Annotated in this window: 13 protein-coding genes; 9 read left to right on the top strand and 4 right to left on the bottom strand. The window is 65.1% G+C overall.

The genetic code is table 11. The features are described 5' to 3' along the window. Nucleotides 1-204: 204 nt before the first annotated feature. The 5 genes from QX126_RS15350 to QX126_RS15330 all read left to right on the top strand — a co-directional run bounded on the left by QX126_RS15350 (nt 205) and on the right by QX126_RS15330 (nt 5,779). Complete coding sequence (locus tag QX126_RS15350; protein WP_315782005.1) at nt 205-1,599, top strand: amidase family protein; 1,395 nt, start codon at nt 205-207, stop codon at nt 1,597-1,599. After that, nucleotides 1,599-2,075: a glutathione peroxidase gene (locus QX126_RS15345; RefSeq protein ID WP_315782003.1), complete on the top strand. Its 477-nt coding sequence runs from the start codon at nt 1,599-1,601 to the stop codon at nt 2,073-2,075. The genes QX126_RS15350 and QX126_RS15345 overlap by 1 nt, the downstream gene beginning before the upstream one ends. Then, nucleotides 2,072-2,326, top strand: coding sequence for a DUF3297 family protein (locus QX126_RS15340; RefSeq protein ID WP_315718031.1), 255 nt, complete (start codon nt 2,072-2,074; stop codon nt 2,324-2,326). Before QX126_RS15345 ends, QX126_RS15340 begins: the two co-directional genes overlap by 4 nt. A gap of 395 nt (nt 2,327-2,721) precedes the next feature. Further along, complete coding sequence (locus QX126_RS15335; protein WP_315782000.1) at nt 2,722-3,777, top strand: hypothetical protein; 1,056 nt, start codon at nt 2,722-2,724, stop codon at nt 3,775-3,777. A 1,588-nt stretch (nt 3,778-5,365) separates the two neighbouring features. Continuing rightward, nucleotides 5,366-5,779 carry an SRPBCC family protein gene (locus QX126_RS15330; protein ID WP_315782117.1) on the top strand — a complete coding sequence of 138 codons (414 nt, stop codon included), beginning with the start codon at nt 5,366-5,368 and terminating at the stop codon, nt 5,777-5,779. 712 nt (nt 5,780-6,491) lie between these two features. Here QX126_RS15330 and QX126_RS15325 read toward each other — a convergent pair. Beyond that, nucleotides 6,492-7,841: a malonyl-CoA decarboxylase gene (locus tag QX126_RS15325; protein ID WP_315755288.1), complete on the bottom strand. Its 1,350-nt coding sequence runs from the start codon at nt 7,839-7,841 to the stop codon at nt 6,492-6,494. A gap of 126 nt (nt 7,842-7,967) precedes the next feature. After that, nucleotides 7,968-8,774, bottom strand: a complete 807-nt coding sequence (locus tag QX126_RS15320; protein ID WP_315781998.1) for a helix-turn-helix transcriptional regulator — start codon at nt 8,772-8,774, stop codon at nt 7,968-7,970. A gap of 62 nt (nt 8,775-8,836) precedes the next feature. On the opposite strand from QX126_RS15320, the gene QX126_RS15315 reads away from it, so the two are divergent. The 4 genes from QX126_RS15315 to QX126_RS15300 all read left to right on the top strand — a co-directional run bounded on the left by QX126_RS15315 (nt 8,837) and on the right by QX126_RS15300 (nt 12,494). Beyond that, on the top strand, nt 8,837-10,030 hold the full coding sequence (locus tag QX126_RS15315) for an MFS transporter (RefSeq protein ID WP_315781996.1): 1,194 nt from the start codon (nt 8,837-8,839) through the stop codon (nt 10,028-10,030). A 161-nt stretch (nt 10,031-10,191) separates the two neighbouring features. Then, the gene (locus QX126_RS15310; protein ID WP_315781994.1) at nt 10,192-11,133 is read left to right on the top strand and encodes a hypothetical protein; all 942 of its coding nucleotides are present in this window, start codon (nt 10,192-10,194) and stop codon (nt 11,131-11,133) included. A 164-nt stretch (nt 11,134-11,297) separates the two neighbouring features. Further along, nucleotides 11,298-11,531, top strand: coding sequence for a hypothetical protein (locus tag QX126_RS15305; protein WP_315782116.1), 234 nt, complete (start codon nt 11,298-11,300; stop codon nt 11,529-11,531). A gap of 165 nt (nt 11,532-11,696) precedes the next feature. After that, nucleotides 11,697-12,494, top strand: coding sequence for a transporter substrate-binding domain-containing protein (locus QX126_RS15300; RefSeq protein WP_315738623.1), 798 nt, complete (start codon nt 11,697-11,699; stop codon nt 12,492-12,494). Nucleotides 12,495-12,571: 77 nt separating this feature from the next. Here QX126_RS15300 and QX126_RS15295 read toward each other — a convergent pair whose 3' ends face one another. Further along, on the bottom strand, nt 12,572-13,366 hold the full coding sequence (locus QX126_RS15295; protein ID WP_315781992.1) for an extracellular solute-binding protein: 795 nt from the start codon (nt 13,364-13,366) through the stop codon (nt 12,572-12,574). Nucleotides 13,367-13,527: 161 nt separating this feature from the next. Further along, entirely contained in the window at nt 13,528-15,015 is a 1,488-nt protein-coding gene (locus QX126_RS15290; protein ID WP_315781989.1) for a flavin-containing monooxygenase, read from the bottom strand. Nucleotides 15,016-15,277 lie beyond the last annotated feature (262 nt).

Raw genomic sequence — 15,277 nt, 5'->3', positions numbered from 1 at the left:
AGTCGTTTGTGAAGCTTGACCAAGCTTGTTTCCGGATCGATCGATACAGGATCGGTATTGATCGCCCCCTCGGTCCCGATCGGCGAGCGGGGGACAAGACCCATGCGCGTTGCTGCATGGGCTATCCCGGAGTGCCGCGCCTGGACGGCTTTCTCCCATCCAGCCCGCGCGCTAGAACAGCCATCCGTCACCACGGAGCTCCCCATGACCGATCTCTGGCGCCTGCCGGCTGCCGACCTCGCCGCCCTCATCAAGTCGAAACAGGTCTCCGCCCGCGATGCCGCGACCGCAGCGCTGGCGCGGCTCGATGCGGTCAATCCCGCGATCAACGCCGTGATCGACCATCGCCCCGAGGACGTGCTGCAGCAGGCCGACGCCATCGACGCCCGGCTGGCGCGCGGCGAGGACCCGGGGCCGCTCGCCGGCGTGCCGGTGACGATCAAGGTCAATGTCGACCAGGCCGGCTTCGCCACCACCAACGGCCTCAATCTGCAGAAGGACGCGATCGCGTCGGCACACAATCCGGTCGTCAACAATCTGGTGAAGGCGGGCGCGGTGCTGCTCGGCCGCACCAACACCCCGGCGGTGTCCTATCGCTGGTTCACCAGCAACCTCATCCACGGCCACACCAAGAATCCGCGCGACCCCGGCATCACGCCGGGCGGCTCCTCGGGCGGCGCAGGATCGGCCACCGCGTCGGGCATCGGCCATATCGGCCACGGCACCGACATCGCCGGCTCCGTCCGCTATCCCGCTTACGCCTGCGGCATCCACGGCCTGCGCCCGACGGTCGGCCGCATCCCGGCCTTCAATACACAGTTCCCCGAGCGCCCGATCGGACCGCAGATCAGCGCCGTCTCCGGCCCGCTCGCCCGCACGGTCAACGACGTCAGGATCGCGCTGGCCGCGATGTCGGCGCGCGACGTTCGCGATGTCTGGTGGATGCCGGTGCCGCTCGAGGGCCCGCCGCTGCCGAAGCGCGTCACGCTGTGCGTCAACCCGGACGGGCTGAACCCGGTGCCGGAGGTCGTGGCCGCCTTGCGCGATGCCGCCAGGCGGCTGGAAGCCGCCGGCTGGACCGTCGAGGAGATCGCGGACACGCCGCCGATGCAGGAGGCCGCGCTGCTGCAGACCCGTCTCTGGCTCGGCGACGGCTACGAGGCGCAGCTCGCAGCGGCCGAGAAGGAGGGCGACCCGGGCGCGCTGGCCTGCCTGCGCGGCGTCAGTGACAAGGTTCACCCGTTCGACCTGTCGCAGACGCTCGCGCGCCGAGCTGCATTGACCCGGCAGTGGCTCCTGTTCATGGAGCAGCATCCGGTGCTGCTGATGCCGGTGTCGGGCATGCTGCCGTTCGCCGATCAGCTCGACCGCAAGGACGAGGAGGCCTTCAAGCAGGTCTGGCACGCCCAGCTCACGCAGATCGCGATTCCGTTCTTCGGCCTGCCGGGCCTGACGGTCTCGACCGGCATGGTCGGCCGCGTCCCGGTCGGCGTCCAGCTTGTCGGCCAGCGCTTTCGCGAGGACATGTGCCTCGCTGCCGGCGAGGCGATCGAGGCCGGTGGCACGCCGCCGTCGCCGATCGATCCGGTGCTGGGCTGATGGCCGGCATCTATGATTTCACCGCGACCTCGCTGTCCGGCGAGGAGGTGCCGCTGAAGCGCTTCGAGGGCCAGGTGCTGCTGATCGTCAACACCGCCAGCGCCTGCGGCTTCACGCCGCAATATCGCGGCCTCGAGGCGCTGCACCGGGCCTATGCTCACAGGGGCTTTGCCGTGCTCGGATTTCCCTGTAACCAGTTCGGCGCCCAGGAGCCCGGCACGGCCGAGGAGATCGGCGCGTTCTGCGCCGGCAAGTACGACGTCACCTTCCCGCTGTTTGCGAAGATCGACGTCAACGGTGCGGACGCGCATCCGCTATACCGGTTCCTGAAGGGCGAGAAGACGGGCCTGCTGGGCTCAGCGATCAAGTGGAATTTCACCAAATTCCTGGTCGATCGCACCGGTCACGTGGTGTCGCGCCATGCGCCGACCACCACGCCCGAGGCGTTGAAGAAAGAGATCGAGGCACTGCTGTGAGCGACAACGAGACGACTGCGACCCCATTTCCTGACCGGCTGTCGGTCGATCCGAAGAGCCCCTATTACAATGCGGAGATCCTGTCGCGCGACGTCGGCATCCGCTTCAAGGGCGCCGAGAAGACCAATGTCGAGGAATACTGCATCAGCGAAGGCTGGATCCGCGTCGCCGCAGGGAACGCCAAGGACCGCCACGGCAACCCGCTGACCATCAAGGTCCACGGCCCGGTCGAGCCGTATTTCAAGGATTGAGGCGACTGCGCTGCGGGCCTCTGGTGGTCGTATCCGCCAACCTCTGGCCTCAGCGATGAGGCAAACCGCCAACCCAGGACTCCTCATGCCCGGGCTTGTCCCGGGCATCCACATTCCAGGCGCACGACATGGATGGCCGGGACAAGCCCGGCCATGACGGTGTGGAGAAGGGCGGGGTCGAAGCAGCTTTAGCACCCGCGTCGCGATGGGTAATTCAGAACGTTGGTCGTAGATATTTGAGCGTCGTTCAAAATTATATTGAACGTCGCTCACATTCCGTTACACTCACCCATATCCGCCCCGTCGGCACCGGTCCCGACGCGCGACGTCCCCAGGCGTCTGCGCGATCGGACCCCTGCGTGCCGTCTCCGGCGAGATCACAGAGGGTGAAGACGATGTCCTATTCGGAACAAGATCTGCGCGCCGCAGCCGGGGCCGGCGCGATCGGGCCCGACGAGTTGCAGCGGTTGCTGACCTACCTCGAGCAACAGGCGAAGGCGGGTCCCGCGGCGCACGCCAAATTCGATGCCGCGCATCTGCTCTGGTACGCCGGCGCGCTGATCGTCATCGGCGCCATGGGCCTGTTCTCGACGGTGGCGTTCTCGCAAATGGGCGGCCGTGCGCTGACCGCTTGCGCGCTCGCCTACGCCGCCGCGTTCGGCTTCGCCGGCGACCACCTCTGGCGCCGCGACCTGCGCGTCCCCGGCGGCCTGCTCATCGCCATCGCCGTATCGATGGCACCGCTCGCCGTCTACGGCGTCCAGGCCGAATTCGGCTGGTGGGGCAAGTTCGGCAAGCCCGGCACGGTCCACGACTTCTACGTCTGGATCAAGGGCAGTTGGCTGTTCATGGAGATCGCCACCATCGCGGCCGGCGCGATCGCGCTACGCTTCTATCGCGTCCCCTTCATCGTCGCGATCATCTCGGTCGCGCTGTGGTTCATGTCGATGGACCTCACGCCCTGGATCTTCAACGTCAGCCATTTCGACTGGGAGATGCGCCGCGTGGTGTCGATCTGGTTCGGCCTCGGCATTCTCGCGGTGGCGTGGATCGTCGACTACAACAGCCACAGCCGCGACTTCGGCTTTTGGACGCACTTGTTCGGCCTGATGGCCTTCTGGGGCGGCGTCAGCGCCACGGAAGGCGCGACCGAGCTGGGCAAGGCGATCTACTGCCTGCTGAACGTCGGCCTGCTCGCGATCGCCGTCATCATCGTCCGCCGTGCCTACGCCGTCTTCGGCGCCTTGGGCATCACGATGTATCTCGGCCACCTCGCCGACGTCGTCTTCAAGGACTCGCTGCTGTTCCCGTTCGCGCTGTCGCTGATCGGCGTCGCGGTGGTCGCGGTGGGACTGGCGTATCATCGGAAGCAACGGGTCATCTCGGAATGGCTCACGGCCAATCTGCCGGCGGCGGTGTTGCGGCTCCGGCCGCAGGGCGCGGTGGGATGAGATGGCTGTTGTGATGAACGTTGCGACCGTCCTTCGAGACGCGCGCCTCGGGCGGGCTCCTCAGGACGAGGTCCATATCCGCAGCGGCGGCGTAAACCCTCATGGTGAGGAGCGCCGCGCGCGGCGCGTCTCGAACCATGAGGCCCGGTGTATGTGCCACAAGCCAAGATGGGCGGTCACCTCGCTGCCGCGACAATAAACCCTTCGCTCCATGCATCTTCGTCGAGTTCATACTCGTCAACATGGAAGCAATTTGGATAGTCACGAAAGTCTTCGAACCTTGAGCTTTCTTGCGGCATCCGCTTCGGCAGCGCTGCTGTAAACCCCGATCAGTTTGTTTTCAGCGGAGTCGTCATCGAGACGGTCGGCAGTTGGTCGGTCGCATATGCCAGAGCAGGAAAACGATACCGATCGAGCGGTTCTCCTGACGTATATCCCTTATTCGGAGGAAGCCGCGACTACTGGGTGAAAACTGCGATCAAAACTGCCGAGACGAAGATTGTGAAACAGATCAGGAAGATCACGATGTTTGCTCCCTTCCAGGCAATCAGTCGCGCTCTCTGATTTAAAGTCCAAAAGCTGTGGCCTGCGGCTTTGAGTTGCTTCGCGACCCTGATGTTGCTCCACATCACGCCGCACCACGCTAGCAGGGCGACAACACTCCATAGGATAGTACTCACCTTGAGGTCTCCCGAGTAGTCCCACACCCGATGCTACGTGCCAGAATTACTCACGTGTGCCCAGATTGCAGTGAACGTCACGAGTGCAAGAGCCACCAGGAGCGCCCATTCATATGGAGTTACCTTAAACTATAGAGCCATAGGCCGTAGAGAAGGGCCGGGGTCGAACACCAGACAAGAAAGTAGAGAATCAGTCTAAGAAAGGCGTTGTCATTACGCCGATAGAAGGAACGGTCCGGATTGGTTGTCTGCTTCTCCTCCTGAACCAAAATGCGAAACCGCCATGCAAACACAAGCGTTCCAACCCCAATCCAAATTTGCAGCAGAATGGAGAACCAGGGGATCATCAGCGTTTCTCAGATCCTGCCCGATCTGCGAACCCGAGAAGGGCTACCCGCAATCGAACGTGCGTCCGTCGTGTTATGTATGTTTCTGCGCGCAAACGAAGCGGCTGGCGGGAGGTTGAATAAGGCGAAATCATATAATGAAGTTTCGCTAAAGCGTTGAGCTTTGAATGGAAAGGCCGGAATATCTAAATATCGGGAATATCGGAGCCCCAAATCCCGAACAGGACGGCCAGACCAGCGCCGACCTCGATGCCCAATAATGCAAGGATGCTTCAGTCGCTGTGAATGCTCGATCGCGCGAAACTGAAAGCAAAGAAGCCGAACGCCAAAGCCCCATATCCAAGAACGGCCGCTCCAAGCGAGCAGCCCACCAGGGCTGAAGGCAATGAACGATGCTCGGATCGTTCTGCCCATCGAAAAATCCCGGAATGGACTGTCTCCTAGGCGCAAGATTTGTCCCACCAATTGTCGGGACCGGCCAGTCTGGATCGTCATTTAACCGACACCGCCCTCTGCACACATGCGGTGAGCCCGTCAGAATCGAACCAGGAGCAATGTTTCATGAGGATCACCGTCGAAACCAACGTCGCCGCCCCCATCGATCAGGTCTGGCGGGCCTATACGACGCCTGCCGACATCGTGAAATGGAATGCCGCGTCGGACGACTGGCATACGACCAAGGCGACGGTCGACCTGAGAGAAGGCGGCGCGTTCTCGTCGCGGATGGAGGCGAAGGACGGCAGCATGGGTTTTGACTTCGCCGGCACCTACACCAAGATCGTCGAGGACAAGCTGATCGAATACTCCTTCGGCGACCGCAAGGCCGAAGTTCACTTCGAGCCAGGCTCGAAGGGCGTTATCGTTCGCGTCGTCTTCGATGCCGAAACGACGCACTCGGTCGAGCAGCAGCAGGGCGGATGGCAGGCGATTCTCGACAGCTTCGCGCGATACGTGGAGGCGAAGAAGGCTTCGTGAGGCCGCGGGAGCGGGTCTCCATACAGGCGCCGCGAGCGGCGCCTGTATTTTTCCCTTGACAAATTCCGAAAATCAGCAATGATGCGCCCATCCCGCCTCATCGCAGAGGGGCGTACGCGTCGTCACGAACGTCGGGGTGGGATGCGGTGGCCGTGGAGGCGACGGTGGACGACCGGCGCCTTTCGCGGACGGAGAAGTCGTGTGGTCCTGGCCTCTCGACGCTGAGGTCAAGTCCGCAAGCGTTGCTTGACGGCACGCGCGGGCGATGGGGGCAAGAACGCCGATCCCCAGGGAGAGCACGAAGGACACCGTTCAAACCATCGCGCAGGGAAGGCCGGAATGCACCGGTCGAACCTGTGGTTCCTGCCCCGTGCACTTTCTCTCGCACGGGGGCCATGGGTTGCGGCCAGCACCCGGTCTTCCCTGCGCCCTCTGTATTTGATGAGGGTGACGTGTTTCGCAGCACTCGGGCGTCAGGCGCCGCGAGGCCGCGGTCGCACGTCCTCCAGCTGTTTGAGATGTGAAAGCGGTTTTCCTACAGCGTCGTCCCGGCGAACGCCGGGACCCATACTCCGCGGCGGATGTGGGACGCGAGGTCTAACGACGAGTCCGCCCCAAATCACGTCCTGGGGTTATGGATCGCGGCGTTCGCCGGGATGACACTGACTTTGTGGTTCGCGTGGTTCGTCCCATGCGCCGTATAGGGGACCAATTACGATGACAGCCGCATATCCAGCAGCCGCCGGCCCTCGGCGCGCAACAGCTTCTTGACCGCGCTGGAGGCGACGACCTCGCCGTCATTGGCATAGGCTTCGTGGTTCTTCTCGATGTCCTCGAGCCGATACAGATAGTTCACCATCACGGTCGCGGATTCGCGCTGGCCCTTGGACGAGAGGTCGCCGAGCCAGTTGATGCGCTCCAGCCTCGCGCCGTTGCCGAGGTGGAAGCGGGCGACGGGATCGATCACCTTTCCCTTCGACGTGCGCGCCTTCAGGAAGTAGTGCGCGGCGAGCGGCTCGATCACGGGGCGCAGCTCGGCGGACATCTCGGCGTCCTCGACCCAGCGCGGCTCGTTCAGGAGCTTGAGCACGTTGCGATCCTCTTCGGTCGCATCGGCCGTCGACTTCAGCCAATTCATGAAGCCCGGCACCGGCGACAAGGTCACGAAGGTGTCGAGCTTCGGCAGCTCGCGCCTCAACTCCTCCACCACCTGCTTGATCAGGAAGTTGCCGAACGAGATGCCGCCGAGACCGCGCTGGGTGTTGGAGATCGAATAGAACACGGCGGTGCGGGCGCGGTCGGCCGGCACCGGCGGACGGTCGACCGCGAGCAGCGGCGCGATGGCGCCGGGGATGGTCTCGGTCAGCGCGATCTCGACGAAGATCAGGGGCGCGTCGGGCATCGCCGGATGGAAGAAGGCGTAGCAGCGGCGATCGACCGGATCGATGCGGCGGCGCAGATCGTCCCAGTCGTGGATCTCGTGCACCGCCTCGTAGCGGATGATCTGCTCCAGAATGTTCGCCGGCGTCGACCAGTCGATCTTGCGCAGCACGAGAAACCCCCTGTTGAACCACGAGCTCAAGAGATGCACCACGTCACGATCGAGCGCGGCGAGTTCCGGATTGGCCTTCAACAGATCCAGGAGATCGGTGCGCATCGCCACCAGCTCGGGCGTGCCGCCCGGCGCGCGGTTGAGCCGGCGGATCAGCTCCTGCCGGCGCGGCTCGGAGGCGAAATGCAGCGCGCTCGCGCCTTCGTCCGACGGCGCCGCACGCCAGTCGTCGATCGCCTTGGCGAGCCTGGCCTTGTCGGGCCCGAAATCATGGACCAGCGCGGTGAAGAACGCCTTGCGCCCCTCGGGGTCGAGATCGTGATAGCCGTCGAGCACGTCGCGGGCCATCGCCGTGCCCGAGGCCTCGCCGGCGCCGGACACCAGCGCCTCGCACAGCTCGGCCAGGCTCGTCGCATCGTGCTTCTCGACAGGAGCGCCGCCGCCGCGCAGCAGCGTCCGGCCTCGCTCGGAAATTGTGGTGATCAGGTCGGTGAAAAAGGCATTGGCCATCTGATGTCGGTCGAATCCCAGAGCGTGATGAAGGCGATGTTACATGGATTTATGGCAAAGCTGGTCACATTCAAACATAACAAATCGTCAACGCCGCCGTCGCGGCGCGCATATGCGGCCGGCGTGTCATGCACCTGTCTGCTCCGCGAATTCGGTCGGAGTGCGGCCGGTGACCTGCCTGAAGGCATGCGAAAACGCCGGCACGCTGGCATAGCCGAGATCGGCAGCGAGCTGCTTGACGGAGAGGTGACGGTCGGTGGACAGCCGCTCGATCGCGGCGGCGATCCGGGCACGCTGGCACCACGCCTTGAAGCTCAGCCGCGTCTCCGCCGCGAACAGCCGCGACAGGGTGCGGGCCGAGCTGCCGACCTTGCCCGCCAGGGTCGCCAGGTCCTCCTCGCTCGCGGGAGAGGCGAGGACGAGCTGGGCGGCACGGCGCGCGCGCGGATCCTGCGGCAAGGGGATGAAGGTCGAGGAGTCCTCGGCGCGGCGCAACTCAAGCAGAGCGAGCCGCACCAGGAGCGCCGTGCGCTCGGGCCCGCCGTCCGCTGCGAACAGCGCCAGGATCGCCTGGTGCAGCAGCGGCGAGACCTGCACCACGAACTCGCGGTCGAGCCGCGCGCCCCGCGTCTCCCGCTTCAGCCAGTCCAGCTCGAAATACAGCGTCCGCATCTGGCTGTCGGCCAGCATGTCGATGGCGTGGCCATGGCGCGCCGGCACCCAGACCGCGCGGTCCGGCGGCACCAGCCAGCGTCCCCGCGGCGTCGTCACCTGCATCGTGCCGCGCGAGGCGTAGATCAACTGGGATTCGCGGTGCATGTGCGGATCGAGCCGCGCACCCTTGTGATAGAGGCGCGCGATCAGATGGACGCCGGGCTCGGTCGTCACCCGGTCGGCGCCGAGCGGCTTCAATGGCGTGTCCACGACGGTCATTGGCGGCTTCTCGTTGGTCGCGTCGACTATAACCGATCTGTCAGGAATCGAGGACAACTCCCATGAACAGCGCCCGCCGCGTCATCGGCTTCGTCAACGCGGCCCATTTCATCGACCATTATGCGATGCTGATCTTCGCAGCCGCGGTCATCATCATGGGCCCGGCGCTCGGCATGGCCTATGCGGACCTGCTGCCCTACGCGACGCCGGGCTTCATCGCCTTCGGCGCCGGGTCGCTCCTGACCGGCTGGCTCGGCGACCGCTGGAGCCGGCGGCACATGATGCTGATCTTCTATCTCGGCATCGGCCTGTCGATGATCTCGGTCGGCCTGGTGCAGACGCCGTGGCAGCTCGGCGCGGCGCTGCTCGCGATCGGTCTGTTCGCCTCGATCTATCACCCGGTGGGAACCGCGATGCTGGTGTCCTACGCCGACCGGCTCGGCCGGGACATGGGGCTGAACGGCGTGTTCGGCAATCTCGGCGTCGCCTCGTCGGCGCTGGTCACCGGCGTGGTCGGGCAATATCTCGGCTGGCGCTTCGCCTTCATCGTACCCGGGGTGATCACGGTGGCGATCGGCGTGGTGTTCGCGCTGTCGGTCGTGCATGAGGACCGCCGCGGATCGAAGCAGGCCGCGGCGCAGGCCCGTGTCGCGCGCGACCAGATGTGGCGCGTGGTGCTCGCGCTGCTGCTGGTGGTGATCGCGATCTCCACGACGTTCAACGCGATCACCGTGGCGCTGCCAAAGCTGTTCGCGGAGCGGCTGGCCGGGTTGACGCAGAGCCCGGCGCTGCTCGGCGTGATCGCGGCCGGCGTCTACGTGTTCGGCGCGATGACGCAGTACACGATAGGGCGGCTGCTCGATCGCCACGCGCTGAAGACGATCGCGCTGCCGCTGTCGCTGGTGCTGGCGCCGCTGCTGTATCTCGCCGCCGACGCGCGCGACTGGGCGCTGATCGTGGCCTCGATCGGCATCGTCATGGGTGCGTTCGGGCAGGTCACCGTGAATGACGCCATGGTCGGCAAATACACGGCCGAGGAATGGCGCTCGCGCGCCTATGCGGTGCGCTACTTCGTCGGCTTCACCGCGGCCGGCGCCTCGGTTGGCCTGGTCGCCTGGCTGTATGAGCGCGGCGGCTTCGTCACCATGCTGCAGGCGTTCGCCGTGCTCTGCCTGGTTGCGGTCATCGCCGCGCTGATCCTGCCGCCGGAGCTTCCGGCGGCGCAGCCGGCGCTGCGGGAGGCGCCGGCGGAGTGAGAATGCGATCCACCCAAATTTTCCCAATTGCCAGGCACGCGCTGCCGGCGCAGCCTGGGCCGATATGCGCGTGCTGATACTGATGAGATCTGATTGGCCACCATGCAGGCGACCGCGGTGGCGACGAGAGATTGAAGCACGACACCATTGAGGATCGATCGATGATCAATCGCTTCAGGAGAATGCTGGTGCTCGGGATGGTCGCGGCGGCCGGCCTTGCTGCAACGGAGGCGCTGGCGCAGAGCGATGCGCAGCGCAACGCGATCAAGTCGGCATGCCGGTCGGACTACATGTCGAAATGCGCGAGCGTGCCGCCCGGCGGCACGGCGGCGTTCCAATGCCTGCAGAAGAACATCGCGAGCCTGTCCTCATCTTGTCAGACGGCGGTCAAGGCGCTCGAGCCTGCCGCGGAGACCAAGCCTGCGGCAGAAGCCAAACCCGCGGCAGAGGCCAAGCCCGCGGCAGAGGCCAAGCCTGTCGTGCAAGCCAAGCCGGATTCGGCGCCACCGGCCGAGAGCAGGCCGGCCGCCACCGAGGCGAGCAAGCCTCCCGCCGAGCCTCCGAAGGTCGCGGCGCAGCCGGCCGCGTCCGTCCCGGCCGTGCCTGCCCAGTCCGCCACGGCTGCGGCCAAGCCGGCTGCGTCGGCGCCTGCGGTCAGGCCGAGCGAGGCGCAGGTTGCCGCGATCCGAAGTGCCTGCGGCTCCGATTACCGCAAGGTCTGCAGCAGCGTGCCGCCGGGCGGCGCGGCGGCGCTGCAGTGCCTGGAGCAGAACAAGGCCAAGGTGTCCGCTCCCTGCGCTCAGGCCATGGCGGCTTCGAGCGGTGGTGCCGCGACGACCGGGGCATCGACGGCGACTGCGGCTGTTGCCTCGCCCGCGGCGACAACCACCGCTGGACCAGCGGCGCCGGCGCTGGTGTTGCGACCGCTGCGGCCGCTCGAGGAGTTGCGCATCGTGAGGGCCGCGTGCGGCGCGGACGCGCGGGCGTTGTGCAGCGGCATCGAGCCGGGCGGCGGCCGGATTGCGCAGTGCCTCGCGGCCAATGCCGGCGCGCTGACACCTGGCTGCAAGGGCATGCTCGCGCAGTTTGCGGCCAATCGCTGATGCAGGGTGGCTGCCGCCATTCACGGTTACCGCCGCCGTGCCCGCGGGGATGCACACGAAAGCGAATCCACCCAAATTGTCCCAGTTGTCGGGCGGGGAGGTCCCAGGCAAGGTCGCGACAGGGTGGATATTTGACCAATCAGATCATGATCAGGAGTTTGAAGATGAGCGCCATTGTTTCACGTGCCATTATTTCCACGCTGTGCGGATTGTTCATCCTGGCGGCGATGCCGTTCGTGTCGATGTCGGATGCCAAGGCCGTGGTCTGCGCTCGCGGCGTCGTGCGGGCCGGCTGCGCCGGTGCGGCGGGCGCCGTGGTGGTTCGCAAGCCGCCCGTGGCGGCCGCGGCGTGCCGCACGGTGATCGTCAATGGCGTCGCGGTTCGGCGCTGCGTTTAAGCGACGCTTAATCGGTTTTCGGTATCGAGTTATTTGAAACCGCAATTGCGACGCGCAAGTTTTGCGCGTCGCATGCTGCTTTGCGTAAGCGAGGTAAGCTGTATTTAACGGTGCTCCCGGCAAGGTGCGGCTCGTATCCAACCTGCAATCCAATGGGAGAGGGCCATGGCGTTTTGGCGCTGGCTGCGTGACGCAGCCCTGGTAGCTGCGGTAGTCACGTTTGCCGGCCACGCCGCGGGCGCAGCCGGCTTGAAGGAAGAAATCGCGCCGACGGGCAAGCTTCGCGTCGCCATTGCCGTTGGCCCCGCCGGCGGTGCGTTCTGGTGCGTCAAGTCGGACAGCGGCTATTCAGGCGTTCCGGTCGAACTGGGCAAGGCGATGGCCGCGCAGGTCGGTGTGCCCGTCGAGTTCGTCGAGCATCCGAATTCCAATGCGATCACCGATGAAGCTGCTCGGGGCGTCTGGGATGTGGCCTTCATGCCGAAGGACGCGGAGCGCGAAACCAAGGTCTCGTTCGGTCCGGTCTACGATTCGGTCGAGACCACCTTCATCATCCGCGCCGGTCTCGACGTCGCCAACATCGCGGCGCTGGACCAGGCCGGCACCGAGGTTGCGGCCATCAACGACACGACCGTGCTGCGCGGTGCCAAGGCCTTCCTGAAGAAGGCGACCGTCACCGGCTTCAAGTCCTACGAGGAAGTCTACGCGCTGCTCAGCGCGGGCGAGATCGACGCGCTCGCGCTGGCGCGCGATCAACTGAATCTCATCACCAAGCAGATTTCCGGCACCAAGGTGCTCGCCGAGACCTTCAAGAAGACGGATACCGCGGTTGCGGTGCCGCTGAAGCATCCGCAGTCGCTGGCCTTCGTCACCAAGTTCATGACGGACTCCAAGGCGAACGGCCTGCTCAAGAAAGCCTACGGCGCCAACAATCTGAGCGAATCGACTTTGCTCACCCAGTAGGCGCACCGACGCTGCCTGCCGAACTCTCCCACGCCACCGGCGGGGGAGAGCCATCGTCTCAGCCGGCGCGCTTCATCTCAGTTCGGCGCCCGCCTCACGATCGGATCGAGGCCGCTTTCCGTGATGACATGACGTGCATCCGGTGATTCCAGGAACTTGATGAGCGCCTTGCCGGCCTCCGGCTCCTTGGCGTCCGTGGCAATGCCGGCGGAGAACACGGTGATCTTCTGCAGTCCGGCCGGCAGCGGCCCGACGATGTCGATGCCCTTCACCGGCTTGAGCTCGCTGATCTGCTGAAAGCCGATCTCCGCTTCGCCCTGGGCGACGATCTCGCCGACGGGAGTGCCCGGAATCATCCGCGCCTTGCCTTTCATCTCGTCCTTGATGCCAAGCTTGTCGAACATCTCGGTGGAGACGTAGACGCCGCTGGCACTGTCCGAATAGGCGATGGTCTTGGCGGCGATCAGCATGCGCTTCACGGCTTCCGCGTTCGAAATATCGGGATGCGGCATCCCCGACTTGACCGCGACGCCGATCGGCGAATTGGCGAGGTCCGCACGGCTATCCGGCATCACCTTGCCCTTGGTGGTGAGATCGCTGAGCGCGTAGCCCACCATGATGAGGACATCGGCAGGTTCGCCACGCTCGAGGCGAGCGGGAATCGCATTCGTTGTCGTTCCCATCGACGGGCCGTAGGCAATCGTGACCTTGTGACCCGAGCGCCGCTCGAACTCCGGCACCAGGGATTTGAACGCAGCGGTCATGCCGCCGGAGATCATGACGTGGACATCTGCGGCCTGGGCCGCGGTGGTCAGGAGGAACGCGGCCGAAGCGGCGAGACCGATGGTGCGGAGATGGGGCGAGAGTATCATGGCAGGCTCCGAGGCGAACGGCTGGAGGCCGGGGGCGCTTTGGATAGCCCGGCCTTGCCAGGAAGGCCAGCGCCGGCGTCGGCGCATACGGCCGTCCCTGCAATGCGTCTCGCTTGCGGCGTCACTGTGTTAGTAGTGTGGCGAGGCTGCTCGCCGCTACCTCAGCCGGCCTGATAGGCCGGCGCGGATGCGAGAAAGTCGTTATACGCGTCCGCATCGGGCGGCGTGAACATCTCGGCCAACGGGTTGCGCCGTCGGCGCTGGGCGCCAATGTCCGCAAGCAGTTCGTCGAAATGCTTGAAGTGATAGGGCGCGACGCAAAGTCCGCCATAGACGCCCGCGGCAGGGCGCTCGATCCGCTTGAAATGCAGCATCATCTCGATGTTGTCGCGCATCTCGCGCTCGCTCGGCTGATGCGCCAGCTGTTTGTCGGCATACCGCACCAGCCAGTTGGCGGCCATGTCCGCACAGAGCACGGTGCAGAAGCTCGAATTGAAGCCGACGAAGCCCATGTCGGGAAGATCGGGATTGGCGATCAGCCGATAGAGCCGGTACTGCCCGTCCGGATCGACCAGTCTGGCGCGGTCGGCTGCCGACAGGAACGGGACCCCGAGCTTGTAGCCGATGGCGAGGATCGCGACGTCGGCCGGAATTCGTTCACCGCCGCTGGTCACGATGGTGTTCGGCTCGTAGTGGCCGAAGGTGCCGTAGACAGCCTTGATCCGGCCGTCTGCGACCATCGGGAAGAAGTCGGGCGTCGCGATCGGGACGGAGCAGTTCACGCCGTCCTCGATCCTGCCGTTCGGCACCATGTTGCATTTGGCGAGCTTCAACTGCGTCTTGAGCAGGCTCTCCAGGCCGCGCCAATTGGCCCAGACGAGCGGCTTGGCCAGCAGATGGGCAAGGCGCGAGAGCGGGCCGATGCCCCAGCTTGGGAACATCTGCTCCTGGGCGCGGATATAGAGGATGCGCTTGAAGTTGATCAGACCGCCGATGAAGTAGGGAATGCGCCACACCGCTTCACGAAGCACGATCGTGACCGAGCGCGCGCCGGAGCGCACGGCGTTGACCGCGATGTCGGTTGCCGATTTCGAGCCGCCGAGGACCACCACGTCGCGCCCCCTCGTGAGCGCGGCATCGTTGTATTTCGAGGAATGCAGGATCAAGCCGCCGGCGGCCGCGAACTGATCTTCGCCGGCAAGCGACAACGTCTGCGGCTCGTTGAACTGACCGGTGCAGACGGCGACGAAATCGAAATCCTCCCGGCTCGTTCGGTCTCCGGTCTTGAGGTCGAGGCTCCATCCAGGCTTGCCGTCATTGCGGCGCTGCATCGCAAGGACGGTCGTGTTCAACCGCATCAGGCGGATGAGGTCGTAGGACTTCGCGTAGTCGGCAAGATAGGCATAGACCTGCGGTCCCTTCGGCCATTCGGGATAGTGATCCGGCATCGCCTTGTCGGTGTAGCGATAGAGCTCCTTGGGGCTCTGCGTCTGCACGTCGGGATAGGATCGCGCGGGCTCCCAGACGCCGCCGAGATCGGCGCTCCGCTCGACGATGGTGACGTCGTGCCCGCGGGCGGCGAATGCTTTGGCTGCAGCCAGGCCGGAGACGCCGGCGCCGATCACACAGACATTCTTTCGATTGATCATGGGACTTCCTTGTTGTCGGGCGCGCGGCCGCGCACCCGCCGCGCCGCAAGAGCCCGCAAGAGTTTGATGGTGACGAAGGTCGCCCGGCGCGACCGAGATGTGCGATGCCGACGGACAAGCCAGCTTCGAAATCAGGGCGAGAAGGATCTCGCCGATCGCATGTCGTTCAGGCGCAGCCGTTGCTCATGCTGCAGGCGCACCGGGCCGATAGCGATGATCGCGCGCCGTCCGTACCGCAACAATTGAGGAGCGCTCGCCGGGC

Origin of the sequence: Bradyrhizobium sp. SZCCHNPS1003 (assembly GCF_032381555.1) — a bacterium.
Taxonomy (GTDB): Bacteria; Pseudomonadota; Alphaproteobacteria; order Rhizobiales; family Xanthobacteraceae; genus Bradyrhizobium.
Note: the sequence above shows the minus strand (reverse complement) of the source record. Positions and strands in the feature narration are given on the sequence as shown.